The organism is Superficieibacter sp. BNK-5, assembly GCF_047456055.1.
Lineage (GTDB): Bacteria > Pseudomonadota > Gammaproteobacteria > Enterobacterales > Enterobacteriaceae > Superficieibacter.
Genome location: NZ_CP179893.1, coordinates 867,599 through 891,111, shown reverse-complemented (window position 1 = coordinate 891,111; position 23,513 = coordinate 867,599). Strand labels below are relative to the sequence as shown.

Below are 23,513 nucleotides of genomic sequence, written 5' to 3'. Positions count from 1 at the left end.
CCTTATGCGGGGCGTTTTTATTGATAATCAAGAGGTTAAACTTGGCACGATTTTTGTAAATATAACGATATCAAGGCATTTTTCGGGGAGATCGTCATGCTGGAACTACTTTTTGTTAGCGGATTTTTTGTCGTGCTGCTGATGACGGGCGTATCACTGCTGGGCATCATCGCTGCGCTGTTCGTGGCGACGGCGTTGATGTTTGTTGGTGGCCTGTTCGCGCTGGTCATTAAATTGCTGCCATGGCTGTTGCTGGCGGTCGCGGTGGTATGGGTGATCCGAACGATAAAGGCGCCAAAAGTACCGCAATATCAGTGCAATAAGCGCTCTCGTTACTAAGGAATGTGCAGAGGATCACAACCCCAGCACTTTTGCTTAGAATCGCATAGGCTTTGCTTAGCAAATCTGTCACTATTCTCCGTCTAACGAATTCATCGCGCTGTACCCTACATACGGCCGAACTAAAAAAAGTAAGGGCTTCCCTCGTGGAAGCCCTAAACTTTTCTAGGGGATCAGCAGGCTTGAACCTTGCGTCGCCCGGCTTTCCAGCGTCTCATGCGCTTTTTGCGCATCCTTCAGCGCAAATTTTTGCGCCTCAGCGACATCCACTTTAATCACGCCGCTGGCGATCAGTGAAAACAGCTCATTGCTGGCTTCGGTCAGTTCCTCGCGGTTAGTGATATAGCCCTGAAGGGAAGGGCGCGTTGCGAACAATGAACCTTTCTGGTTCAGGATGCCAAGGTTAACCCCGGTGACCGGGCCTGAAGAGTTACCAAAACTCACCATCAGTCCGTGGCGTTGCAGACAGTCCAGCGAGGATTCCCAGGTATCTTTACCTACCGAATCGTAAACCACGCGCACTTTTTTACCCTCGGTAAGCTCTTTTACCCGCTCCACCAGGTTCTCTTCGCGGTAGTTAATCACCTGCCACGCGCCCGCCTGCTTCGCCCGCTGCGCTTTCTCCGCCGAGCCGACCGTACCGATAAGCTTCGCGCCCAGCGCTTTCGCCCACTGACAGGCAATTAGCCCGACGCCCCCGGCAGCAGCGTGGAACAAAAACACCTCATCCGGTTTAATTTCATAAGTTTTGCGCAGTAAATAGAATACTGTCAGCCCCTTAAGGAACGAGGCTGCCGCCTGCTCAAAGGAGATGGCATCCGGCAAAATAGCCGCTTTATCAGCAGGTACGTTGTGTACCGAGCTGTAAGCGCCGAGCGCGGACTGCGCATAAACCACACGGTCGCCGGGCTTGATATCGGTTACGCCGCTGCCGACTTTACTGACTACGCCCGCCGCCTCGGTGCCTAATCCGCTGGGCAATGACGGCGGCGGATACAGACCGCTGCGAATATAGGTATCGATGTAGTTGATCCCAATAGCTTTATTCTCTACCTGAATCTCGTTCTCTGCCGGATCGCCCGGCGTAAACTCCACCGCCTGCAACACTTCCGGCCCGCCGTGCTTGTTAAATTCGATACGTGTTGCCATGCTTCCTCCTGAACAATGTGATAATCTTTCGACCCATTCATCATCTCGGTAACTCCATTCACTATGGCAGGAAATAAACCCTTCAACAAACAGACTGAACCTCGCGACCCGCAGGTTGCCGGGTTAAAAATGCCCCCGCACTCGATTGAAGCGGAACAGTCGGTGTTGGGCGGTTTAATGCTGGATAACGAACGCTGGGACGATGTCGCCGAACGTGTAGTGTCGGACGATTTTTATACCCGGCCGCACCGGCATATTTTCACCGAAATGGGGCGTTTGCAGGAGATGGGGAAACCCATTGACCTGATCACGCTTGCCGAGTCGCTGGAACAACAGGGACAGCTGGACAGCGTCGGCGGCTTCGCCTATCTGGCGGAACTATCAAAAAATACGCCAAGTGCGGCGAACATCAGCGCTTATGCGGATATCGTGCGTGAACGTGCTGTCGTCCGCGATATGATTTCGGTGGCCAATGAGATTGCCGATGCGGGTTACGATCCGCAGGGCCGCAGCAGCGACGAACTGCTGGATCTCGCCGAATCCCGCGTTTTCCAGATCGCCGAGAACCGCGCCAATAAAGACGAAGGCCCGAAGAGTATCGATCAGATCCTCGACGCCACTGTCGCACGTATTGAGACCCTGTTCCAGCAGCCGCACGATGGCGTCACCGGGGTGGATACCGGCTATCAGGATCTGAATAAGAAGACCGCCGGCCTGCAACGCTCGGATTTGATCATCGTGGCGGCGCGTCCGTCGATGGGGAAAACTACGTTTGCGATGAACCTCTGCGAAAACGCGGCGATGTTGCAGGATAAGCCGGTGCTGATCTTTAGTCTGGAGATGCCCGGTGAGCAGATTATGATGCGTATGCTGGCATCGCTTTCCCGTGTCGATCAGACGCGCATTCGTACCGGTCAGCTTGACGATGAAGACTGGGCGCGGATCTCCGGCACGATGGGTATCCTGCTGGAAAAGCGCAATATGTATATCGACGACTCCTCCGGCCTGACGCCGACGGAAGTCCGCTCCCGCGCACGGCGTATTTTCCGCGAGCATGACGGGCTGAGCCTGATCATGATCGACTACCTCCAGCTGATGCGCGTGCCGTCGCTGTCCGACAACCGTACCCTGGAGATCGCCGAAATCTCCCGCTCGCTGAAGGCGCTGGCGAAAGAGCTACAGGTGCCGGTAGTGGCGCTGTCGCAGCTTAACCGCTCGCTGGAGCAGCGTGCCGATAAACGCCCGGTGAACTCCGATCTTCGTGAATCCGGCTCTATCGAACAGGACGCCGACTTAATCATGTTTATTTATCGTGATGAGGTATATCACGAGAACAGCGATCTCAAAGGCATCGCGGAAATTATTATCGGTAAACAGCGTAACGGTCCCATCGGTACGGTGCGTCTGACCTTTAACGGGCAGTGGTCGCGTTTCGATAACTACGCCGGACCACAGTACGACGACGAATAATTCAGCCAGTAAAAGCAAACACTTATCAAGGAACACACATGCAAGCGGCAACTGTAGTTATTAACCGCCGCGCTCTGCGACACAACCTGCAACGCCTGCGCGAACTGGCCCCCGCCAGCAAGCTCGTTGCGGTGGTGAAAGCGAACGCCTACGGACACGGTCTCCTGGAGACCGCGCGAACGCTCCCCGACGCTGACGCTTTCGGCGTCGCCCGTCTCGAAGAGGCCTTACAGCTGCGTGAAGGTGGCATTACTCAGCCAGTTTTGCTGCTTGAAGGCTTTTTCAATGCCGCCGATCTGCCGACCATCGCCGCACAGCATCTGCACACTGCCGTTCATAATCCCGAACAGCTTGAGGCGCTGGAAAGTGCCGATCTCAGCGAACCCGTTACCGTATGGATGAAGCTGGATACCGGTATGCACCGCCTCGGCGTGCGGCCGGAAGAGGCCGAAGCGTTTTATCAGCGTCTGACGCAGTGCAAAAACGTGCGCCAACCGGTGAATATCGTCAGCCATTTTGCCCGTGCCGATGAGCCTGAGTGTGGGGCCACAGAGAGACAGCTCGATATTTTTAATACGTTCTGCGAAGGTAAACCGGGGCAGCGCTCTATCGCCGCCTCGGGCGGCATTCTGCTGTGGCCGCAGTCGCACTTTGACTGGGCGCGGCCGGGCATCATTCTCTACGGCGTCTCGCCGCTGGAGCAAAAACCCTGGGGGCCAGATTTTGGCTTCCAGCCCGTCATGTCGCTCACCTCCAGTCTGATTGCCGTGCGCGAACATAAAGCGGGCGAACCTGTGGGCTACGGCGGCACCTGGGTGAGCGAGCGGAATACCCGTCTTGGCGTGGTAGCGATGGGCTACGGCGACGGTTATCCACGCGCCGCACCGTCCGGTACGCCGGTGTTGGTCAACGGTCGCGAAGTGCCGATTGTCGGGCGCGTGGCGATGGATATGATCTGCGTTGATTTAGGCCCGGAAAGCGCCGACCGTGCAGGGGATACCGTGATCATGTGGGGTGAGGGTTTACCCGTCGAGCGGATTGCTGAGATTACAAAAGTAAGTGCTTACGAACTTATCACGCGGCTGACGTCGCGGGTAGCGATGCAGTATATCGATTAATCCTGGCTTTCCAGGGAGGGAAAATGTCCATACCGGAAATCGCCGCCTGCCTCAGCTATGCCATTTCAGTCTGGCTGGCGGCGCGTAACAGTGTTCACACCTGGTGGACGGGCATTATCGGTAGCGTGCTGTATGGCTGGGTATTCTGGTCGGTGCAACTTTACGCCGATGTGACGCTACAGGTCTTTTTCATCGCCACCAGTATTACTGGCTGGCTACACTGGCTTAAAGGCCAGCACGGCAAGGTGCTTCCCATCAGGAAGACACATATCGGCCATCTTTTCCTGCTGTTCTGCGGTGCTGTTCTCGTCGCCGCAGGATACGGCCTCTTATTGCATACCTTCACTAACGCCTGGTCGCCGTGGCTGGATTCCTTAATCCTCACGTTCAGCGTGCTGGCGCAGTTTATGCTGATGGGCCGACGTCTGGAAAACTGGTACGTCTGGCTTGCCGTGAACACGCTGGCAGTCCCGTTGTATGCGTATCGGGGATTGTCCCTGACGGCGGGGCTGTATCTGGTTTTCTGGTTTAACGCCTGGCACGGTCTGTGGAAATGGCGTAGAGAGCTGAGAAGGCAATGAAGCGCTTCGCCACCGGTCTTATTGTCGGCAAGTTTGCGCCGCTGCACTGCGGCCATGAGCGGCTGATTAACGCCGCGCTGGCGCAGTGCGACACGGTACTGCTGCTGAGTTATTCGGTGCCTGAACTGCCGGGCTGCGAGCCGGAAAAGCGGCAACGCTGGTTGCAACAGCGTTTTCCTCAGTGCCGGTCAATTGTACTGATGCCTGAGCGAGTGAAGGCGTGGCAACTCCCTGCGATCCCTCATAACCAAGATAGCGCGGATAGCCATCGACACTATGTCGCCACGGTATGCGAGCAGGTTTTTCAGCAACATCCGCAGGTGGTATTTAGCGGAGAAGATTATGGCGATGGCTTTGCGGCGGTGCTCAGTGAGCGTTTTAACCAGCCGGTTACACACGTCAGGCTACAGCGCGGTGCGGAGCCTGACGCGCCGTCCGGAACGCTGATCCGCGCCGATGTTCACCGCTATCATGCGATGCTGCCGGACGAGGTCTACCGTGATTTTGTCCTCCGCATTTGCCTGCTGGGTGGCGAATCCACCGGTAAAAGTACGCTTTCAAAAGCGCTGGCAGAGGCGCTGAATACTACTTTCGTCGCCGAATTTGGCCGTGAATACTGGGAACAGAAACAGGAGGATTTAGGTTATCACGACCTTCTGCATATCGCCCGTACCCAGGTACAGCGCGAAGAAGCCGCACAGCCAGCGCAGTATCTGGTCTGTGACACCTCGCCGCTGACGACCCTGTTCTATACGCTTCATCAGTTCGGCCATGCGCCGCCAGAACTTCACCGTCTTGCAGAACGGGATTACGCCTTGATTGTCCTGTGCGATGCCGATTTCGATTTTGTGCAGGACGGTACGCGGCAGGGCGAGGATTTTCGTCGCCTGCAACAGGCGTGGTATGAGCGGGAACTAACGCGCAGAAAGCTACCGTTTATTCGCGTCCGTGGTCCGGTTTCTGAGCGGATTACGCAAATTCTGACGCACCTGGCGACGCTACATTAAACGCTGTTATCTCTCTGCAGGCTGGTTTATTGTGTAATTCACTCAGACCGTAAACCTGGAGAACCACCACGTGTTTCAGAAAGTTGACGCCTACGCTGGCGACCCGATTCTCTCCCTGATGGAACGCTTCAAAGACGATCCGCGCAGCGACAAAGTCAATCTCAGCATCGGCCTTTACTACAACGAAGATGGCATTATTCCGCAGCTACAGGCGGTGGCTGAAGCCGAGGCGCGTCTTAATGCGCAGCCGCACGGCGCATCGCTTTACCTGCCGATGGAAGGTCTGAATAGTTATCGTCACACCATTGCCCCCCTGCTGTTTGGTGTCGATCATCCGGTACTGGCGCAGCATCGCGTAGCGACCATTCAGACCCTCGGCGGCTCTGGTGCGCTGAAAGTCGGGGCAGATTTCCTGAAACGCTACTTCCCGAATTCTGGCGTCTGGGTCAGCGATCCGACCTGGGATAATCACGTGGCCATTTTTGAAGGTGCCGGATTCAGCGTAAAAACCTATCCCTGGTTTGACGATACCACCAAAGGCGTTCGCGTTAATGCGCTCATCGAAACGCTGAATACGCTGCCCGCGCAGAGTATTGTCCTGCTGCATCCGTGCTGTCATAACCCTACCGGATCCGATCTCACCAATGAGCAGTGGGATGCGGTAGTAGAGGTGCTGAAGGCCCGCGAGCTGATCCCGTTCCTCGATATTGCCTATCAGGGCTTCGGTGCGGGTATGGAAGAGGATGCGTATGCGATCCGCGCGATTGCCAGCGCCGGGCTGCCCGCTCTGGTCAGCAATTCATTTTCCAAGATTTTCTCGCTGTACGGCGAACGTGTCGGCGGGTTGTCGGTAGTCTGTGACGATGCTGAGTCGGCGTCTCGCGTGCTGGGTCAGTTAAAAGCGACCGTGCGTCGCAACTACTCCAGCCCGCCGAATTTCGGTGCGCAGGTGGTCTCGACGGTGCTGCGTGACGCCGGGTTAAAAGCCAGTTGGCTGGCAGAGGTTGAAGAGATGCGCCTGCGGATTCTGACGATGCGTCAGACGCTGGTCACGGTGCTAAAAGAGGCCGTGCCGGGACGCAACTTCGATTACCTGCTGCAACAGCGTGGCATGTTCAGCTATACCGGTCTGAGTGCAGCCCAGGTTGATCGCTTGCGTGATGAATTTGGTATTTACCTGATTGCCAGCGGACGGATGTGCGTCGCCGGACTGAATACACGCAACGTTCAGCGCGTGGCACAGGCCTTCGCTGCGGTGATGTAAGCGCTCACTTACCTACTGCCGGGACGCGAGATCTGACAGGAGCTTGTCAGACCTCGCGCATTACTGCCTTTTGATCCCGCACAACCAATGCCGATAAAACCCTTTCTTTCGCCTGCCGCTAAGGTTAAGGTCTGAACAAGCGCACAATAACTGCGCACGCTAACAACATAAAAAATAGGGACTTAAGGGAAACGTATGCGCAAAATTATCATGGCGCTGAATGCCGCCTGCCTGGCTCTGGCACTTAATGGCACTGTCGTCGCCCGCGCCTCCACGCCTTCTCCGCTGTACACAGGCACCAACGTTGCCAGACTCGCTGAACAAGCGCCTGTTCACTGGGTTTCCGTGGCGCAAATCGAAAATAGCCTGACGGGACGCCCGCCGATGGCCGTGGGTTTTGATATCGACGATACCGTGCTGTTCTCAAGCCCTGGCTTCTGGCGCGGTAAAGAAACGTATTCGCCCGACAGCGAGGACTATCTGCACAATCCGGCCTTCTGGGAAAAAATGAATAACGGCTGGGATGAGTTCAGTATCCCTAAAGAAGTGGCGCGCGCGCTGAATGCTATGCATGTTAAACGCGGCGACCGTATTTACTTCATCACCGGACGCAGCCAGACCCAGACCGAAACGGTGTCAAAAACGCTACAGAACGATTTTTCTATTCCGGCGGCAAACATGAATCCGGTCATTTTCGCGGGCGATAAAGCAGGCCAGAATACCAAAACCCAGTGGTTACAGGATAAGCAGATCAAACTGTTCTACGGCGATTCTGATAACGACATGACTGCCGCGCAGGAGACGGGCGCGCGGGCGATCCGTGTGTTACGCGCCTCCAACTCGACCTACAAACCATTGCCACAGGCTGGCATGTTTGGCGAGGAAGTGATTGCTAACTCCGAATATTAACGTTCGCATGTGAATTGCTGGCTTTTTAAACAAAAAGACGCCAAAGGGTTTACCTTTTGGCGTCTTGCTGCACACTTAGAGAGGTTCATCTTTCTGACTGGAGCAGCTTATGTGGTATCAGCAAACCCTGACATTACGCGCGCAACCGCGTGGATTTCACCTGGTGACGGATGAAGTGCTGGGGCAAATTCACGATCTATCACGCGTTAACGTCGGCTTACTGCATCTGCTGCTTCAACACACTTCCGCCTCCCTGACCCTCAATGAGAACTGCGATCCGAGCGTTCGCCGCGATATGGAACAGCATTTTCTCAAAGCCATCCCCGATAACGCCCCGTATGAACATGATTATGAAGGGGCAGACGATATGCCCTCGCATATTAAATCGTCAACACTGGGCGTTTCTCTGCTGCTGCCGGTGAAAAACGGGCGCGTGCAACTCGGCACCTGGCAAGGGATTTGGCTGGGAGAACATCGTATCCACGGCGGTTCGCGTCATATTATCGCGACCCTGCAAGGAGAATAATCATGACCGATTCGGAACTCTTACAATACTGTATGGCAAAACCGGGCGCGGAGCAGAGCGTACACAGCGACTGGAAAGCCACGCAGATCAAAGTCGCGGATGTCCTTTTTGCGATGGTCAAAATAGTGGAAGAACGCCCGGCCGTTTCTCTGAAAACCAGCCCCGAACTGGCTGAGTTATTACGTAACGAACATAAAGATGTTCGACCCAGCAAGCATCTCAATAAAGCCCACTGGAGCACGGTATACCTCGATGGCACATTGCCGGCTTCGCAGATTTATTATCTGGTGGATGCCTCTTATCAGCAGGTCATCACGACGCTGCCGGAAGATAAACGTAAACTGCTGGCACTCTGACTCAGAGTGCGGCAATCAGCGTTGCCAGTGCGAGATCAAGCAGGCGGATGACAATCGACTGAATGCGACTGCGGAGAGCGATTTCCGCATTATTCGCGCGCAGGCGGGCGATGTCGCGCTGCCCCTCCAGTAACACGATCAGATCATCCTGAGTAAGCCAGCCACGTGCTTTTTCACGCAGTGCCAGTGCGATCAGCGTCCCGGCATCGCGTATTCCGGCATCTTCATCGCGGGCGGCAAGATTAAGCAGGGTGATGAATTCTGTGGCCGCTGTGCCTAAGCTTGCAGGCTGTTCTTTGGCGTTGGTTAAAAGCGTATTAAGCGATGGCATCTTTATTTCTCCGGATGGCAGGCGGAACCGGGTCGCAGACATTCGCCTTCAATAGCCAGTTGCCATGCCTGCCGGGCCTGCTGTGTGAACAGCCTTGCCTGAACTTCTGTCAGCGCGCTGTTTTGTCGGATTACCCGCGCATGCAGGCGAAAGTAATTTTCTTCCAGCAGGGTCAGATTTTCTATCCGCAGCGGATCGTTAAGCGTTGCCGCCAGCATCAGCGCCTCATCAAAGCCCTGACGGAGTTCACTATCGTCCCGGGCAATAATGTTTGTATCCAGCGGCGCGGTGGCCGCATCGGCGATAAAGTGCAGATGCGACGTTTTCAGCCCTTCCAGTTGCTGATGGGCCTGAGCGTTGTAGTTATCGGTTAGCGAGCAGGCCGACAGCAAAAGGGCGCAGCATACGGCGGCGCATCGGGTGATCCAGTGATAGCAAAGCATGATCGTTTCCGGCGGTGAACAGGTGCGGCAATCTCATACCAGCCGGGGTGACGGGGCAAATCATAAAAGCTCACGGGGGAGAAATGAGAACGGATGAGGAAAAATGATGCCGCTTCCCGGAGCGGGAAGCGGCACAGGACGATCACAACATCGGTTTAAGGAAACGCGCGGTGTGCGAAGCTTCGCACTCTGCCACTGTTTCTGGCGTACCGGAGACGAGGATCTCGCCGCCGCCGCTGCCGCCTTCCGGACCGAGGTCGACCACCCAGTCGGCGGTCTTGATGACATCAAGGTTATGCTCAATCACCACGATGGTGTTGCCCTGATCGCGTAACTGGTGCAGCACTTCCAGCAGTTGCTGAATATCGGCAAAGTGCAGACCGGTGGTCGGCTCATCAAGAATATACAGCGTCTGCCCGGTACCGCGCTTCGACAGCTCACGCGCCAGCTTCACGCGCTGGGCTTCACCGCCGGAAAGCGTTGTCGCCGCCTGACCGAGACGGATGTACGACAGGCCAACGTCCATCAGCGTTTGTAACTTACGCGCCAGCGCCGGTACGGCATCAAAGAACTCACGCGCTTCTTCGATGGTCATATCCAGCACTTCGTGGATGCTTTTGCCTTTGTACTTCACTTCCAGCGTTTCACGGTTGTAGCGCTTGCCTTTACACTGATCGCACGGCACATAAATGTCCGGCAGGAAGTGCATCTCCACCTTAATGACACCATCGCCCTGACAGGCCTCGCAGCGCCCGCCGCGCACGTTAAAGCTAAAACGTCCTGGCGTATAGCCACGTGAACGGGATTCCGGCACGCCAGCAAACAGTTCGCGCACCGGCGTAAAGACGCCGGTGTAGGTCGCCGGGTTAGAGCGCGGCGTGCGACCAATCGGGCTTTGGTCGATGTCGATAACCTTATCGAAATGCTCCAGACCTTGTACATCACGGTACGGCGCCGGTTCGATGATGGTTGCACCGTTCAACTGACGCTGAGCAATCGGGAACAGCGTATCGTTAATTAGCGTCGATTTACCGGAGCCGGAGACGCCAGTCACGCAGGTAAACAGCCCTACCGGCAGCGTCAGGGTGACATCTTTCAGGTTATTGCCGCGTGCGCCGGTTAACCGCAGCACTTTCTCCGGATCGGCTTTCACCCGCTCCTTCGGCACCTCGATTTTGCGCTTGCCGCTCATGTACTGACCGGTTAACGACTCGGGCACCGCCATGATAGCGTCCAGCGGTCCTTCAGCCACTACCTGACCACCGTGAACGCCTGCACCAGGGCCGATATCAATCACGTGATCCGCTGCGCGAATCGCGTCTTCATCATGCTCGACCACAATCACGGTATTACCAAGATCGCGCAGGTGAACCAGCGTCCCTAACAGACGTTCGTTATCGCGCTGGTGCAGGCCGATAGAAGGTTCATCCAGCACGTACATGACGCCCACCAGGCCCGCGCCAATCTGGCTTGCCAGACGAATACGCTGCGCCTCGCCGCCAGAAAGCGTTTCCGCCGAGCGTGAAAGCGTCAGGTAGTTCAGACCGACGTTCACCAGGAATTTCAGACGATCGCCAATCTCTTTGAGCACTTTCTCAGCGATTTTCGCCCGCTGACCGGACAGCTTCAGGTTAGTGAAAAAGTCCATCGCATGACCGATGCTCATATCAGAGATGGTCGGGAGCGCGGTGTTTTCAACAAACACATGGCGCGCTTCCCGGCGCAGACGCGTCCCTTCGCAGGTCGCACACGGGCGGTTGCTGATGTATTTCGCCAGTTCTTCACGCACCGCGCTGGATTCGGTCTCTTTATAGCGACGCTCCATATTATGCAGCACGCCTTCAAACGGATGACGGCGCACGGAAGTATCACCGCGGTCGTTCATGTATTTGAATTCAATAGACTCTTTACCGGAACCAAAGAGAATGACCTTCTGCACGCTGGCGCTCAGGCTGCCCCACGGGGCATCGACGTCGAATTTGTAATGCTCCGCCAGCGAGCGCAGCATCTGGAAATAGTAAAAGTTACGGCGATCCCAGCCGCGGATCGCACCGCCCGCCAGCGACAGCTCCGGGTTTTGCAGCACGCGATCGGGATCGAAATACTGCTGTACGCCCAGCCCGTCACAGGTTGGACACGCGCCCGCCGGGTTATTAAACGAGAACAGGCGCGGTTCAAGCTCGCGCATGCTGTAGCCGCAAATCGGGCAGGCAAAGTTGGCGGAGAAGAGTAGCTCTTCCGCTTTGGGATCGTCCATATCGGCAACGATGGCCGTGCCGCCGGAGAGATCCAGCGCCGTTTCAAAAGACTCGGCCAGACGCTGAGAGAGATCGTCACGTACCTTAAAGCGGTCGATCACCACCTCGATAGTATGTTTCTTTTGCAGCTCCAGCGAGGGCGGGTCCGAGAGATCGCAGACTTCGCCGTCAATCCTGGCGCGGATATACCCCTGACTGGCGAGGTTTTCCAGCGTCTTAGTGTGTTCGCCCTTACGCTCTTTGATGATGGGCGCGAGCAGCATCAGCCGCTTTTCCTCAGGCTGTGACAGCACGTTATCGACCATCTGGCTGACGGTTTGCGCGGCCAGCGGCACGTCGTGATCCGGACAGCGCGGCTCGCCCACACGAGCAAATAGCAGACGCAGGTAGTCGTGGATCTCGGTAATCGTCCCTACGGTAGAACGCGGGTTATGCGACGTTGATTTCTGTTCAATAGAAATCGCTGGCGATAAGCCTTCAATATGATCGACATCCGGCTTTTCCATCAGCGACAGGAACTGACGCGCATAGGCGGAGAGGGACTCGACGTAGCGACGTTGCCCTTCAGCGTATAACGTGTCAAAAGCCAGAGAAGATTTGCCAGAACCCGAAAGCCCGGTGACGACAATCAGTTTGTCGCGAGGGATGACGAGGTTGATGTTTTTTAGATTGTGGGTACGTGCGCCCCGAACTTCTATCTTATCCATTCACCTTTCCCGGTAGCCTGATTTGTTTGAAGGACAAACGGCGTTTTTTTGCAACTGAAACGGCTAATTATGACACAAATTAACCTGAATGAATATACAGTATTGGAATGCAACTTCCATGCAGATGTGCAAAAATGTCATCAGGAAGTTGTTTAACGGAATCGACTTCACAAGGTATCAAAGCGTGGTCTGGTAATGTTACAATCGCGCGTTTACACTCATTAAGAACGTTTTCAGGAGACACAATTATGGCCAGTAGAGGCGTAAATAAGGTGATTCTCGTCGGTAATCTGGGGCAGGACCCGGAAGTACGCTACTTGCCGAGTGGTGGCGCAGTTGCCAACTTCACGCTGGCTACTTCCGAATCCTGGCGTGATAAGCAGACCGGTGAGACGAAAGAGCAGACGGAATGGCACCGCGTGGTGATGTTCGGCAAGCTGGCGGAAGTAGCCGGTGAGTATCTGCGCAAAGGTTCTCAGGTGTATATCGAAGGACAGTTACGTACCCGTAAATGGACCGATCAAAGTGGTCAGGAACGCTATACCACGGAGATTAACGTCCCGCAGATTGGCGGCGTGATGCAGATGCTGGGCGGACGTCCGCAGGGCGGCGGCGCACCGGCAGGCGGCGGGCAGCAGGGCGGTTGGGGTCAGCCTCAGCAGCCTCAGCAGCAGTCTCAGGGCGGCAACCAGTTCAGCGGCGGCGCGCAGTCTCGCCCGCAGCCACAACAGCAGGCAGCCCCGACACAGTCCAACGAACCGCCGATGGACTTTGACGACGATATTCCGTTCTAACCACGCGATACCCCGACCAGTTCCTTTACAGGGGCTGGTCAGTTCATTGCGTTGACCAGAGAATCATCAGGTCATGACAACAGGCCATTCCGGTGGCATTTGTCCCATCGTTTCAACCATCACGTCTTTTACATTTCCCCAAATCACAGATACATCAGCCATCGTGATCCCCAGCAGGTTGGTCGCGAACCAGCAGGCGGCAATCATACCCAGCAGCGTGCTTATCACCGCCAGGCCGATATAATCCGCTTTGCGGAACTGAATGTTCAGGGTGCTGGCTAAAAACATCAGCCCGGCGCTTACCAGAGGCCAGCGCAGCAACACGACGCTGGTAGTAATGGTAGCCATGAAATCTATCCTCAGTGAAAAATGACATGCCTTCGGCCAGCAGCCCGGCCGGGAGGCGCAGACTGTCGTCAGACAGGGAAATTTTTATGAAACGGCGTTCCTGTATCACAGGATTTGTGAACTATATCACATTTGTTGTTTTATTCGCCAGAAAAAGAACCGCCTTCCTGCTTGTCAAGGGCCAGGAAAAATGTCATACGTAGTGTTGAAACTCCGCTATAGTGTTATCTGATTTCTCAATTAAGTGATGGCGAAGAATTAAGCTACAATAAAATGTTTCGCCCTATAACTGTTTTATAAAATGTTGCAACACAGATTGTTATGCGTCACGTTAACTTTTTAGCACGCCTTTAACCGTGGGCTTTTTAATTCTGTTGGCATTTTTTTTGCTCGAATTTTTATGCTTTTCAACGCTGCATATATTTTTTTGTAATTTAACGAATACTTAATTACCACACTCTTTATCTTTGGCGAATATCCTCCAAAAGTTGTATCTCTAATTCAGCATTTATGCTGCATAAAAGGGCACTCATCAACCAGTTGATGCAGAACTATACAATACGCTTTCGTCCTTAGGCTGACTTCTCCTGTTTTAAACAACACCATGTACATTTTCTCCTCTCCTTAATAAAAACGTGGCCTCCACTTTAAGTTTGCCTTACGGAAAAATATTATCGTCATCACTAAATATTAGGTTTTTGCGATAAAAAGTCGGTTGCTAATGTCGTATGATTCATGCAACGTAATCACTTCTTTTATCAAAGTATCCATTTTGGAGCTCAGGCACATAAAATGCAGGGATATTAGGCTGAAATGAACCATAGCGTGCAACGCAAGGTGCTGAGAGTCCTCGGGATCATCATGGTAGTTTTACTGCCGGTGATGCTTGCGCTATGGTTTGCTCATTTAAGAGCCGTTTCAGAAACACGTGACCAGCTACGCTCATTTGCGCAACTTGCGCTCAATAAAACGGAAAAAGTAATTCGTCAGGCCGATCTGGCACGCGATGCCGCAGAGCAATTCCGCGGCGACATTTGCAGCGTCCGGCATCAGCAACAAATGCTGAATATCGTTCATGGCCGACTATACGTTGATGATTTAATCTACGCCAAGGGCGATCATTTTTTATGCTCGACGTCTCTTCGTCCTGCACAGCCATATCTGATGCCGAGACAGAATTACTGGCGCAAGCCTGATATCTTTATTTACTACTACCGTGATACCCCTTTTTACCCTGGCTATAAAATGAACTATATGCGGCGAGGGAATTATGTTGCTGTTATTAATCCGCTCTCCTACAGTGAAGTTATCTCGGAAGATCAGTCGCTGGCGTATGGTGTATACGATACGGTCACTAACGCGTTTTTTTCGGTAAGTGAACAGGCCGATCCCGCGATATTAAAAAAACTGCTACTTAATAAAGACTACACCTTTCAGTACAACGGGCGTTTTTATACTATTGCGCGATCTGAGCGACGGCCAATCGCTATTATTGTCTCAACAATTTCATCTCGCTTTCATGATAATTTCTACCATCAGGCATCGCTCACGCTCCCGCTGGGAATGATATGCAGTATTCTGATCCTGCTGGTCTGGGCGCGAACGCACCGGGAGTTTAACTCCCCGCGCCGTCTGCTACAGCGCGCGCTTCAGAAACGCCAGCTTCGCCTGCACTATCAGCCTATTATCGATATCAAAAATAACCAGTGCGTTGGCGCAGAAGCGCTATTGCGCTGGCCAGCGTTTGAAGGGCAGGTAATGAGTCCGGCAGAATTTATTCCGCTGGCAGAAAAAGAGGGGCTGATTGAGCATGTGACGGATTACGTTGTGGAAGAAGTGTTTACCGATTTAGGCGAGTTTCTCGCCGCGCATCCGCATCTCTATATCTCAATCAACTTATCGGCTTCGGATTTCCACTCTTCACGTTTAATCGCGTTAATCTCTGATAAAGCACAGAAATATTCGGTACTGGCCCAGCAAATCAAAATTGAAGTGACCGAGCGTGGGTTTATTGATGTGCCAAAAACGACACCGGTTATTCAGGCGTTTCGTCAGGCAGGCTATGAAGTGGCAATTGATGATTTCGGCACCGGCTATTCTAACCTGCACAATCTCTACTCGCTCAATGTCGATATATTAAAAATCGATAAATCATTTATTGATACCTTGAGCACCAATAATCTGATTGCTGAGCATATTGTTGAAATGGCACAGAGCTTGCGCCTGAAAACCATCGCCGAGGGTGTAGAAACGGCGGAGCAGGTGTCCTGGCTGTTGAAGCGTGGCGTGCAGTATTGTCAGGGCTGGCACTTCGCGAAAGCGATGCCGTCGCACGAGTTTATTATCTGGCTCCAGCAACCGATAAGACTGCTGAAGCCGCGTAAGCGTCACGCCGAAATCTGATGGCGATAGTCCGTCGGCGTGCGATCAAACTCGCGGCGGAACACGCGGGAAAAGGTCTGCTGGGAGACATAGCCCAAATCCATCGCAATATCAAAAATCGGCCGCTGCGTGGTACGCAACGCCTCCGCTGCCATCAATAAACGCCGCTGACGAATATAGTCACCCAGCGTCTGATGCATCACCGCACGGAACATCCGTTGCAAATACCACTTCGAATAGCCTGATTTTCTGGCCACTATATCGATGTTAAGTGGTTGATCGATATGCTCATCAATCCATTCAATCAGCGTTTGAATAATTTCACGATGCGACATACAGCGTCCTCTTCTCATCATCAGATTCGTCGTTTTCTCTGCGGGCGAGTATAATTCCTCAAGTTAACTTGAGGTAAAGCGGTTTATGGAAAAGAGATCACCCCGTATTAAAGCGATGCTGACGCCCGGCGAGGTTGCCAAACGTAGTGGCGTCGCCGTCTCGGCCCTGCATTTCTATGAAAGCAAAGGGCTGATAAAGAGCGTGCGCAATAGCGGCAATCAACGGCGTTACTCGCGTGATGTGCTGCGATACGTAGCGATTATCAAGATTGCTCAGCGTATTGGCATTCCACTTTCCACCATTGGCGAGTCGTTTGGCGTGCTGCCGGAAGGGCATAATCTGAGCGTCAGAGAGTGGCAGCATCTTTCATCCCAGTGGCGAGAAGAACTGGATCGGCGCATTCATACGCTAGTGGCGTTGCGCGATCAACTGGATGGCTGTATCGGCTGCGGTTGTCTTTCCCGCCGTGACTGTCCGCTGCGTAACCCCGGCGATAAACTGGGCGAAGAGGGGACCGGCGCACGGCTGCTGGAGGAAGAATAAAGGCCAAACCTCTCCTATAGTTAACAGCTTAACGACAGGAGAAAATTATGCTGAAGGTGCACCATCTGAATCAGTCACGCTCACAACGCGTGCTCTGGGCGCTTGAAGAATTAAATCAGCCCTATGAGATCGTGCGTTACGAGCGCGAAAAAACCATGCTCGCCCCGGAATCCCTTAAAAAGGTGCATCCGCTGGGCAAATCGCCGGTACTGGAAGATGATGGGCTGGTCATCGCGGAGTCCGGCGCTATCCTGGAGTATCTCGAAGAGTATTACGATCCCACGCACCAGCTCCAGCCGCAGGATAAGGCGCAGAAATTGCAGTATCGCTTCTGGCTACATTATGCCGAAGGATCGCTGATGCCCCTGCTATTGATGAAGCTGGTTTTCGGACGGCTGGGTAAACCTCCCGTACCGTTCGGGCTGCGCACGCTCGGCAGCGCGTTAGGTCAGGGCGTGCAGAAAGCGTACCTGAATAAGCAGATTGAGACGCACGCGCGTTTTATCGAATCTGAACTGGCGCACAAGCCGTGGTTTGCAGGTGACGACTTGAGTATGGCGGACGTGCAGATGAGCTTTCCGGTATTTGCGCTGCTATCGCGTGGCGGTATTGAGCATTTGCCGAATCTGCATGCCTGGAAAAAGCGGGTAGAAATGCGTCCAGCATGGAAACACGCTATCGAAAAAGGCGGGCCGTTCACCTTGCCAGGCGAATAGCTTTTTCTAATGGCAAAAGGCCGTTCCTCAAATTGAAAATAATCCGCAATAAAAATGTTGCCAGTTTGCGCATAAACGATAACGTTTGCGCATCCACTGGCGATTTCTTCACCGCCATAAGCGAATCTTAGCAAAATGCTGCAAAGTTCAGTTGAAAAAGGCGGGTTAAACGCTGGATAATCGTTTGCCTTTTATTTAGTGGACGGATGAGCGTCTTCATTTGCCCACTCAATAACATTTGTTAAGCCGTTTTGTTTGCGCGGAGTTAAACGTTTGCTTTTTACGGTGCTTCTTTACCGTAACGCAGCACAGGGAGATGACGTTTACCTGGCAGTGGATTGTCCACCACGCTAACCAACGAAAGATAAAAAATTCTCAGGGGATGTTTTCTATGTCTACGCCTTCAGCGCGTACCGGCGGTTCACTCGACGCCTGGTTTAAAATTTCTGCCCGTGGCAGCTCCGTTCGTCAGGAGATTCTGGCGGGGTTAACCACCTTTCTGGCGATGGTGTACTCTGTCATTGTGGTGCCAGGGATGTTGGGTAAAGCGGGCTTCCCGCCTGCTGCCGTGTTTGTAGCAACCTGTCTGGTGGCGGGCGTTGGCTCTCTGTTAATGGGCCTGTGGGCCAATCTGCCGCTGGCAATTGGCTGCGCTATCTCTCTGACCGCCTTTACCGCGTTCAGCCTGGTGCTGGGTCAACATATCAGCATTCCGGTGGCACTGGGTGCGGTCTTCCTGATGGGTGTACTGTTTACCATTATTTCAGCGACCGGCATTCGTAGCTGGATCCTGCGTAACCTGCCGCAGGGCATTGCACACGGTACCGGGATTGGTATCGGTCTGTTCCTGCTGCTGATCGCCGCCAACGGCGTGGGTCTGGTCATTAAAAACCCGCTGGACGGGCTGCCGGTCACACTGGGGCATTTCGCCAGCTTCCCGGTGATCATGTCGCTGATTGGTCTGGCGATGATTATCGGTCTCGAAAAACTGAAAGTACCGGGCGGCATTTTGCTGACCATTATCGGTATCTCTGTCGTCGGTCTGCTGTTTGATCCGAACGTCCATTTCTCGGGTATTTTTGCCATGCCGTCGCTGAGCGATGAGCACGGTAACTCGCTGATTGGTAGTCTGGATATTATGGGCGCGCTGAATCCGGTAGTACTGCCAAGCGTGCTGGCGCTGGTCATGACCGCCGTTTTTGACGCTACCGGCACCATTCGCGCGGTAGCCGGACAGGCGAATTTGCTGGATAAAGACGGGCAGATCATCAACGGCGGCAAAGCGCTGACCACCGACTCCCTGAGCAGCGTCTTCTCCGGCCTGGTGGGCGCGGCTCCGGCAGCGGTCTATATCGAATCTGCGGCAGGGACGGCGGCGGGCGGCAAAACCGGCCTGACGGCAATTGTGGTCGGCATTCTGTTCCTGCTGATCCTGTTCCTCTCTCCGCTGTCTTATCTTGTTCCGGCCTATGCGACTGCACCGGCGCTGATGTACGTTGGCCTGCTGATGTTAAGCAATGTGGCACGCATCGACTTTGCGGACTTTGTTGATGCCATGTGCGGCCTGATCACCGCCGTCTTTATCGTCCTGACCTGTAACATTGTGACCGGCATTATGATCGGTTTTGCGGCGCTGGTGATTGGCCGTATCGTGTCGGGCGAATGGCGTAAACTGAATCTCGGCACTGTGATTATCGCGCTGGCGCTGGTTATTTTTTATGCGGGTGGCTGGGCTATTTAAGTCGATAACCTTTTCCATATCCAAAACGGGTGGCTCAGGCTGCCCGTTTTTGTTTTTTAAGGTACATCCTGTTTCCCTTACGTTGACCACAATGTTTTACTATTAAGAGTGCGCAGTGCGCTTGATTCCACACAAAGCAAACAGGGACAGCATGGAAATATTTTTCACAATACTGATTATGACGCTTGTGGTCTCGCTCTCCGGAGTGGTGACCCGCGTTCTTCCTTTTCAAATCCCGCTCCCGCTAATGCAGATCGCCATCGGGGCGCTGCTGGCCTGGCCGACGATTGGCCTGCACGTCGAGTTTGACCCGGAGCTTTTCCTCGTATTATTTATTCCGCCGCTCCTGTTTGCTGACGGCTGGAAGACACCGACGCGCGAATTTCTTGAACATGGACGTGAGATTTTCGGCCTCGCGCTGGCGCTGGTATTGGTCACCGTTGCGGGTATCGGTTTCCTCATTTACTGGATGGTGCCGGGTATTCCGCTGATCCCGGCCTTCGCGCTGGCGGCCGTTCTGTCACCTACCGATGCCGTGGCACTTTCCGGCATTGTTGGCGAAGGGCGTATTCCGAAAAAAATCATGGGCATTCTTCAGGGCGAAGCGCTGATGAACGATGCTTCTGGCCTGGTATCGCTGAAATTTGCCGTCGCGGTGGCGATGGGCACCATGGTCTTTACCGTAGGCGGTGCTTCCGTTGAATTTCTGAAGGTGGCGATTGGCGGCCTGCTGGCCGGTTTTGTTGTCAGCTGGCTGTACGGGCGATCGTTACGCTTTCTCAGCCGCTGGGGCGGTGATGAACCGGCTACCCAAATCGTATTGCTGTTCCTGCTGCCGTTTGCATCCTATCTCATTGCTGAACACGTGGGCGTATCGGGCATCCTGGCGGCGGTGGCGGCAGGGATGACCATTACACGTTCCGGTGTGATGCGCTCTGCACCACTGGCCATGCGCCTGCGTGCCAACAGCACCTGGGCGATGCTCGAGTTTGTGTTTAACGGCATGGTATTCCTGCTATTGGGCCTGCAATTGCCGGGTATCCTCGAATCCTCGCTGGCCGCTGCTGAGAGCGACCCGAACGTCGAAACCTGGATGCTATTCACCGATATTGTGCTGATTTACGCCGCACTGATGTTCGTGCGTTTTGGCTGGCTGTGGACGATGAAAAAATTCAGCCGCCGTTTCCTGAAGAACAAGCCGATGGAGTTTGGATCGTGGAGCACTCGCGAGCTATTGATTGCGTCGGTAGCTGGCGTGCGCGGGGCCATTACCCTGGCGGGTGTGCTCTCCATTCCGCTATTACTGCCGGACGGCAGCGGTTTCCCGGCGCGTTATGAACTGGTGTTCCTCGCGGCAGGCGTGATCCTCTTTTCGCTGTTTGTCGGCGTGATTGTCCTGCCGATGCTGCTCCAGCGAATTGAAGTTCGCGACCATGCTCAGCAGCAGAAAGAAGAGCGGCTGGCTCGTGCCGCGACGGCGGACGTGGCGATTGTCGCCATTGAGAAAATGGAAGAGCGTCTGGCCGCCAATATGGAAGAGAATATTGATGACCAGCTTCTGCGCGAAGTGAGTTCGCGGGTGATTGGTAATCTGCGTCGCCGCGCCGACGGGCGTAATGATGTGGAACACTCATTCCAGGAAGAGAATCTGGAGCGCCGTTTCCGCCTGGCCGCGCTGCGCTCTGAGCGGGCCGAGCTTTACCATCTGCGTGCAACGCGGCAGATCAGCAATGAGACGCTGCAAAAGTTATTGCACGATCTGGACCTGCTGGAAGCGCTGCTGGTGGAAAGTAAATAACTTCTGAATCGCCGGGTCTTCCCCGGCGATTGAGGTTGATGACAAACCTGTTTGGCTATGGTGCACGCTGTTTTGCCGGGTGGCGGCTTCGCCTTACCCGGCCTACGAAAACCTACAATATCAGCAGGTTACACCACAAACGTAGGCCCGGTAAGCGTAGCGCCACCGGGCAAAATTCCACGAGATCACGTTTGTCAGCAGTCTGATTATTTCTCAGGTAGCCAGAACCCTTCGCAACAGGCCAGCCACGCTCTCGCACTGTGCGACAAATAGACACCTTCACGCCAGATCATGCCCAGTTGCCAGCTCAGCTCGCTTTGCAGCGGGATCCAGCGCAGCGTATCTTTATTCAACCGCTCACAAATCGGCTCGGGTAAAATCGCCAGTCCCACGCCTGCCTGCACCATGGCGGCCAGAAAATCCCACTGCCCGCTGCGTACAGCAATTTTTGGCTTCGCCTCATGCCGATCGAAAAGATGCATGAGCTGGCGGCTAAGGGCAAAATCCTCGTTGTAAATCAGCAGGGGATGCGCAGCGAGCTGGTGGGGCGAAATCGACTGACAGTTCAGCCACTCACCCGAGCGGGGAACCAGGACGCATAACGGATGGCTAAAAAGCGGCAATGTCGTCAGCCCGCTCTCTTCCTCTACCGGCAGCGCGGTCATGGCGACGTCAAGCTCGCCGTTCATGACCGCCTGCTGCACCGTCAGTCCGCCAAATTCAGAAATTTTTAACTCAACGCCAGGATAGCGCTGGCGAAACAGACTGATGGGGCCGGCCATCAGTACGCCCACCATCGGTGGGATGCCAAGCCTCAATAAGCCTTTATTGAGATGATTGATGTCACTGAGTTCCGCCTCTAACTGGTTAAATTCATCGAGGATCGCCAGCCCTCTCTCAAACACCACGCGCCCGGTGTCAGTCAGCAACAGCCTGCGCCCGTCGCGGATCAGCAGCGTGCAGTTAAGCTCATCCTCCAGATTCTTCAGCATCTTACTGATGGTGGGCTGGGTGACAAAAAGCCGCTCCGCCGCACGGGTGAAGCTCTGCTGGCGTACCACTTCGACAAAATAGCGTAGCGTTCTCAGATCCATGGTTATTCCTTAAAACTATGGGCGCGATGATTTTAATTCATTTTTTTCATCGCCAGCCGCTCACTATAATGCTGGCTCTGATTATATTCCCAGGAATTCTCTCCATGGCTGTGGCCACCAGGCGCGTTGTGCCTGCTCTTTTTCAACACCTGCAGACTCCGGTGCAGGTTCTACTGTACGCCGGTTTTTTTGTGATTGCTGAGTATCTCGTCGCATGGCTGCATTTACCTTTGCCCGCCAATCTGGTGGGCATGCTGATGCTGCTCGTGCTGATTGCCTGCCGGGTGATCCCGCTGGCATGGATCCGTGCTGGCTCACGTTGGTTGCTGGCGGAAATGCTGCTCTTTTTTGTTCCGGCAGTAGTGGCGGTGGTGAATTATGTCCAGCTTCTGATGGTCGACGGCTGGCGTATTTTTGCGGTCATAGCCCTGAGTACGCTAATGGTCCTCGGGGCGACGGCCTGGGTGGTAGATCGGGTGTATCACTATGAAATGCGCAGGCTGAATGATGAATAATCTTCTGCTGAGCCTGATTTGTCTGGCGATGACGCTGGGACTGTATTACGCCAACAAACGGCTGTATCGCCGTTTTCATAAGCTACCGCTGATGCCGCTGGTATTGACGCCCGTTCTGCTGGTATTGATGCTGGTGGTAGGCCATATCTCGTATCAAAACTATATGGGCGAGTCTCACTGGCTGTTGTGGCTACTGGGACCGGCAACCGTCGCCTTCGCCGTTCCGGTTTACGATAACCTGTCGATTATTCGTCGCCACTGGATGTCGCTGTCGGCGGGGGTGATTACCGCAACGGTTGTCGCGGTAACCAGTTCAGTCTGGCTGGCGCGACTGTTTATGCTACCCGATGAGATCCAGCGTAGCCTGGCGGTTCGTTCCGTTACTACGCCGTTTGCACTGGCAGCCGCAAGACCTCTGGGCGGGCAGCCGAATCTGGTGGCACTCTTTGTGGTGGTAACAGGCGTGTTTGGCATGGCGGTCGGAGACATGCTTTTTCTGCGTCTCTCTATTCAGGCCGGGATGGCCAAAGGCGCGGGATTCGGGGCTGCCTCGCACGGTGCCGGCACGGCGCGGTCATGGGAGTTAGGCCCGCAGGAAGGGGTTATCGCCAGCCTGGTGATGATGCTTTCAGGGATACTGATGGTGCTGATTGCGCCGCTGGTTGCCTGGATGATGTTCTGAAACGCCCCGGCCAGATAGCCGGGGCGATGAGCGTAATTAATCAGACCGCTGACAAAGTGGGCTGTCAGGGGAAACACCGGGACTGGGTTCCCGGCGGGAGGCCCAA

24 protein-coding genes are annotated in these 23,513 nt (G+C 54.3%); 17 read left to right on the top strand and 7 right to left on the bottom strand.

The window, feature by feature from the left end:
* The first annotated feature begins 96 nt into the window (after window positions 1-96).
* The gene (pspG, locus tag ACMGGS_RS04300; RefSeq protein ID WP_414165176.1) at window positions 97-339 is read left to right on the top strand and encodes an envelope stress response protein PspG; all 243 of its coding nucleotides are present in this window, start codon (window positions 97-99) and stop codon (window positions 337-339) included.
* Window positions 340-504: 165 nt separating this feature from the next.
* Here the strand turns inward: pspG and ACMGGS_RS04295 are convergent, their stop codons facing one another.
* Window positions 505-1,488, bottom strand: a complete 984-nt coding sequence (locus ACMGGS_RS04295; RefSeq protein WP_414165175.1) for a quinone oxidoreductase — start codon at window positions 1,486-1,488, stop codon at window positions 505-507.
* 63 nt (window positions 1,489-1,551) lie between these two features.
* Here ACMGGS_RS04295 and dnaB point away from each other — a divergent pair, with 63 nt between their 5' ends.
* The 8 genes from dnaB (at window position 1,552) to ACMGGS_RS04255 (ending at window position 8,719) form a co-directional block, all read left to right on the top strand.
* Window positions 1,552-2,958, top strand: a complete 1,407-nt coding sequence (gene dnaB / locus ACMGGS_RS04290) for a replicative DNA helicase (protein WP_176920893.1) — start codon at window positions 1,552-1,554, stop codon at window positions 2,956-2,958.
* Between the two features lie 38 nt (window positions 2,959-2,996).
* Window positions 2,997-4,076 (top strand): alanine racemase, encoded by a 1,080-nt coding sequence (gene alr / locus ACMGGS_RS04285; RefSeq protein WP_414165174.1) that lies wholly within the window; start codon window positions 2,997-2,999, stop codon window positions 4,074-4,076.
* 23 nt (window positions 4,077-4,099) lie between these two features.
* Window positions 4,100-4,657 carry a nicotinamide riboside transporter PnuC gene (gene pnuC / locus ACMGGS_RS04280; RefSeq protein WP_414165173.1) on the top strand — a complete coding sequence of 186 codons (558 nt, stop codon included), beginning with the start codon at window positions 4,100-4,102 and terminating at the stop codon, window positions 4,655-4,657.
* Entirely contained in the window at window positions 4,654-5,664 is a 1,011-nt protein-coding gene (locus ACMGGS_RS04275; protein ID WP_414165172.1) for an AAA family ATPase, read from the top strand. Before pnuC ends, ACMGGS_RS04275 begins: the two co-directional genes overlap by 4 nt.
* A 70-nt stretch (window positions 5,665-5,734) precedes the next feature.
* The gene (tyrB, locus tag ACMGGS_RS04270) at window positions 5,735-6,928 is read left to right on the top strand and encodes an aromatic amino acid transaminase (protein WP_414165171.1); all 1,194 of its coding nucleotides are present in this window, start codon (window positions 5,735-5,737) and stop codon (window positions 6,926-6,928) included.
* Window positions 6,929-7,123: 195 nt separating this feature from the next.
* Window positions 7,124-7,837 (top strand): acid phosphatase AphA, encoded by a 714-nt coding sequence (gene aphA / locus ACMGGS_RS04265; RefSeq protein ID WP_414165170.1) that lies wholly within the window; start codon window positions 7,124-7,126, stop codon window positions 7,835-7,837.
* 109 nt (window positions 7,838-7,946) lie between these two features.
* On the top strand, window positions 7,947-8,363 hold the full coding sequence (locus ACMGGS_RS04260; protein WP_414165169.1) for a secondary thiamine-phosphate synthase enzyme YjbQ: 417 nt from the start codon (window positions 7,947-7,949) through the stop codon (window positions 8,361-8,363).
* 2 nt (window positions 8,364-8,365) lie between these two features.
* The gene (locus ACMGGS_RS04255) at window positions 8,366-8,719 is read left to right on the top strand and encodes an MmcQ/YjbR family DNA-binding protein (RefSeq protein WP_414165168.1); all 354 of its coding nucleotides are present in this window, start codon (window positions 8,366-8,368) and stop codon (window positions 8,717-8,719) included.
* A gap of 1 nt (window position 8,720) precedes the next feature.
* On the opposite strand, the gene ACMGGS_RS04250 is transcribed toward ACMGGS_RS04255, so the two are convergent.
* The 3 genes from ACMGGS_RS04250 to uvrA all read right to left on the bottom strand — a co-directional run bounded on the left by ACMGGS_RS04250 (window position 8,721) and on the right by uvrA (window position 12,458).
* Complete coding sequence (locus ACMGGS_RS04250) at window positions 8,721-9,050, bottom strand: hypothetical protein (RefSeq protein ID WP_414165167.1); 330 nt, start codon at window positions 9,048-9,050, stop codon at window positions 8,721-8,723.
* A 2-nt stretch (window positions 9,051-9,052) separates the two neighbouring features.
* Complete coding sequence (locus ACMGGS_RS04245; RefSeq protein WP_414165166.1) at window positions 9,053-9,493, bottom strand: hypothetical protein; 441 nt, start codon at window positions 9,491-9,493, stop codon at window positions 9,053-9,055.
* A gap of 142 nt (window positions 9,494-9,635) precedes the next feature.
* Window positions 9,636-12,458 carry an excinuclease ABC subunit UvrA gene (gene uvrA / locus ACMGGS_RS04240; RefSeq protein ID WP_414165165.1) on the bottom strand — a complete coding sequence of 941 codons (2,823 nt, stop codon included), beginning with the start codon at window positions 12,456-12,458 and terminating at the stop codon, window positions 9,636-9,638.
* Between the two features lie 248 nt (window positions 12,459-12,706).
* Between uvrA and ssb1 the strand changes: the two genes are divergently transcribed.
* A complete protein-coding gene (gene ssb1 / locus ACMGGS_RS04235; protein WP_414165164.1) occupies window positions 12,707-13,252 on the top strand; it encodes a single-stranded DNA-binding protein SSB1 in 546 nt (181 codons plus the stop codon).
* Between the two features lie 66 nt (window positions 13,253-13,318).
* On the opposite strand, the gene ACMGGS_RS04230 is transcribed toward ssb1, so the two are convergent.
* A complete protein-coding gene (locus ACMGGS_RS04230; RefSeq protein WP_414165163.1) occupies window positions 13,319-13,600 on the bottom strand; it encodes a YjcB family protein in 282 nt (93 codons plus the stop codon).
* A gap of 813 nt (window positions 13,601-14,413) precedes the next feature.
* Here ACMGGS_RS04230 and ACMGGS_RS04225 point away from each other — a divergent pair.
* Window positions 14,414-16,003 carry an EAL domain-containing protein gene (locus tag ACMGGS_RS04225; protein WP_414165162.1) on the top strand — a complete coding sequence of 530 codons (1,590 nt, stop codon included), beginning with the start codon at window positions 14,414-14,416 and terminating at the stop codon, window positions 16,001-16,003.
* On the opposite strand, the gene soxS is transcribed toward ACMGGS_RS04225, so the two are convergent.
* Entirely contained in the window at window positions 15,988-16,317 is a 330-nt protein-coding gene (gene soxS / locus ACMGGS_RS04220) for a superoxide response transcriptional regulator SoxS (RefSeq protein WP_414165161.1), read from the bottom strand. The genes ACMGGS_RS04225 and soxS overlap by 16 nt on opposite strands.
* An 85-nt stretch (window positions 16,318-16,402) precedes the next feature.
* Here soxS and soxR point away from each other — a divergent pair, with 85 nt between their 5' ends.
* From soxR to ACMGGS_RS04200, 4 genes are all read left to right on the top strand, one after another.
* On the top strand, window positions 16,403-16,861 hold the full coding sequence (gene soxR, locus ACMGGS_RS04215; RefSeq protein WP_414165160.1) for a redox-sensitive transcriptional activator SoxR: 459 nt from the start codon (window positions 16,403-16,405) through the stop codon (window positions 16,859-16,861).
* Between the two features lie 47 nt (window positions 16,862-16,908).
* The gene (locus tag ACMGGS_RS04210) at window positions 16,909-17,577 is read left to right on the top strand and encodes a glutathione S-transferase family protein (RefSeq protein ID WP_414165159.1); all 669 of its coding nucleotides are present in this window, start codon (window positions 16,909-16,911) and stop codon (window positions 17,575-17,577) included.
* Between the two features lie 391 nt (window positions 17,578-17,968).
* A complete protein-coding gene (locus ACMGGS_RS04205; protein ID WP_414165158.1) occupies window positions 17,969-19,318 on the top strand; it encodes an NCS2 family permease in 1,350 nt (449 codons plus the stop codon).
* A gap of 151 nt (window positions 19,319-19,469) precedes the next feature.
* The gene (locus tag ACMGGS_RS04200; protein WP_414165157.1) at window positions 19,470-21,116 is read left to right on the top strand and encodes a Na+/H+ antiporter; all 1,647 of its coding nucleotides are present in this window, start codon (window positions 19,470-19,472) and stop codon (window positions 21,114-21,116) included.
* 206 nt (window positions 21,117-21,322) lie between these two features.
* Here ACMGGS_RS04200 and ACMGGS_RS04195 read toward each other — a convergent pair whose 3' ends face one another.
* Window positions 21,323-22,210, bottom strand: coding sequence for a LysR family transcriptional regulator (locus tag ACMGGS_RS04195; protein WP_276159110.1), 888 nt, complete (start codon window positions 22,208-22,210; stop codon window positions 21,323-21,325).
* Between the two features lie 104 nt (window positions 22,211-22,314).
* Between ACMGGS_RS04195 and ACMGGS_RS04190 the strand changes: the two genes are divergently transcribed.
* Window positions 22,315-22,725 carry a CidA/LrgA family protein gene (locus tag ACMGGS_RS04190; RefSeq protein WP_414165156.1) on the top strand — a complete coding sequence of 137 codons (411 nt, stop codon included), beginning with the start codon at window positions 22,315-22,317 and terminating at the stop codon, window positions 22,723-22,725.
* Window positions 22,718-23,407, top strand: a complete 690-nt coding sequence (locus ACMGGS_RS04185) for an LrgB family protein (RefSeq protein WP_414166193.1) — start codon at window positions 22,718-22,720, stop codon at window positions 23,405-23,407. The genes ACMGGS_RS04190 and ACMGGS_RS04185 overlap by 8 nt, the downstream gene beginning before the upstream one ends.
* Window positions 23,408-23,513 lie beyond the last annotated feature (106 nt).

What these genes read in the sequence shown, in the direction of transcription:
- ACMGGS_RS04245 (WP_414165166.1), bottom strand. Translation starts at nt 9,493, where the DNA reads ATGCTTTGCTATCACTGGATCACCCGATGCGCCGCCGTATGCTGCGCC.
- ACMGGS_RS04295 (WP_414165175.1), bottom strand. Translation starts at nt 1,488, where the DNA reads ATGGCAACACGTATCGAATTTAACAAGCACGGCGGGCCGGAAGTGTTG.
- ACMGGS_RS04185 (WP_414166193.1), top strand. Translation starts at nt 22,718, where the DNA reads ATGAATAATCTTCTGCTGAGCCTGATTTGTCTGGCGATGACGCTGGGA.
- ACMGGS_RS04230 (WP_414165163.1), bottom strand. Translation starts at nt 13,600, where the DNA reads ATGGCTACCATTACTACCAGCGTCGTGTTGCTGCGCTGGCCTCTGGTA.
- soxR (WP_414165160.1), top strand. Translation starts at nt 16,403, where the DNA reads ATGGAAAAGAGATCACCCCGTATTAAAGCGATGCTGACGCCCGGCGAG.
- uvrA (WP_414165165.1), bottom strand. Translation starts at nt 12,458, where the DNA reads ATGGATAAGATAGAAGTTCGGGGCGCACGTACCCACAATCTAAAAAAC.
- ACMGGS_RS04250 (WP_414165167.1), bottom strand. Translation starts at nt 9,050, where the DNA reads ATGCCATCGCTTAATACGCTTTTAACCAACGCCAAAGAACAGCCTGCA.
- alr (WP_414165174.1), top strand. Translation starts at nt 2,997, where the DNA reads ATGCAAGCGGCAACTGTAGTTATTAACCGCCGCGCTCTGCGACACAAC.
- aphA (WP_414165170.1), top strand. Translation starts at nt 7,124, where the DNA reads ATGCGCAAAATTATCATGGCGCTGAATGCCGCCTGCCTGGCTCTGGCA.
- ACMGGS_RS04275 (WP_414165172.1), top strand. Translation starts at nt 4,654, where the DNA reads ATGAAGCGCTTCGCCACCGGTCTTATTGTCGGCAAGTTTGCGCCGCTG.
- soxS (WP_414165161.1), bottom strand. Translation starts at nt 16,317, where the DNA reads ATGTCGCATCGTGAAATTATTCAAACGCTGATTGAATGGATTGATGAG.
- ACMGGS_RS04210 (WP_414165159.1), top strand. Translation starts at nt 16,909, where the DNA reads ATGCTGAAGGTGCACCATCTGAATCAGTCACGCTCACAACGCGTGCTC.
- pnuC (WP_414165173.1), top strand. Translation starts at nt 4,100, where the DNA reads ATGTCCATACCGGAAATCGCCGCCTGCCTCAGCTATGCCATTTCAGTC.
- pspG (WP_414165176.1), top strand. Translation starts at nt 97, where the DNA reads ATGCTGGAACTACTTTTTGTTAGCGGATTTTTTGTCGTGCTGCTGATG.
- ACMGGS_RS04255 (WP_414165168.1), top strand. Translation starts at nt 8,366, where the DNA reads ATGACCGATTCGGAACTCTTACAATACTGTATGGCAAAACCGGGCGCG.
- ACMGGS_RS04225 (WP_414165162.1), top strand. Translation starts at nt 14,414, where the DNA reads ATGAACCATAGCGTGCAACGCAAGGTGCTGAGAGTCCTCGGGATCATC.
- ACMGGS_RS04260 (WP_414165169.1), top strand. Translation starts at nt 7,947, where the DNA reads ATGTGGTATCAGCAAACCCTGACATTACGCGCGCAACCGCGTGGATTT.
- ACMGGS_RS04205 (WP_414165158.1), top strand. Translation starts at nt 17,969, where the DNA reads ATGTCTACGCCTTCAGCGCGTACCGGCGGTTCACTCGACGCCTGGTTT.
- ACMGGS_RS04200 (WP_414165157.1), top strand. Translation starts at nt 19,470, where the DNA reads ATGGAAATATTTTTCACAATACTGATTATGACGCTTGTGGTCTCGCTC.
- dnaB (WP_176920893.1), top strand. Translation starts at nt 1,552, where the DNA reads ATGGCAGGAAATAAACCCTTCAACAAACAGACTGAACCTCGCGACCCG.
- ACMGGS_RS04190 (WP_414165156.1), top strand. Translation starts at nt 22,315, where the DNA reads ATGGCTGTGGCCACCAGGCGCGTTGTGCCTGCTCTTTTTCAACACCTG.
- ssb1 (WP_414165164.1), top strand. Translation starts at nt 12,707, where the DNA reads ATGGCCAGTAGAGGCGTAAATAAGGTGATTCTCGTCGGTAATCTGGGG.
- ACMGGS_RS04195 (WP_276159110.1), bottom strand. Translation starts at nt 22,210, where the DNA reads ATGGATCTGAGAACGCTACGCTATTTTGTCGAAGTGGTACGCCAGCAG.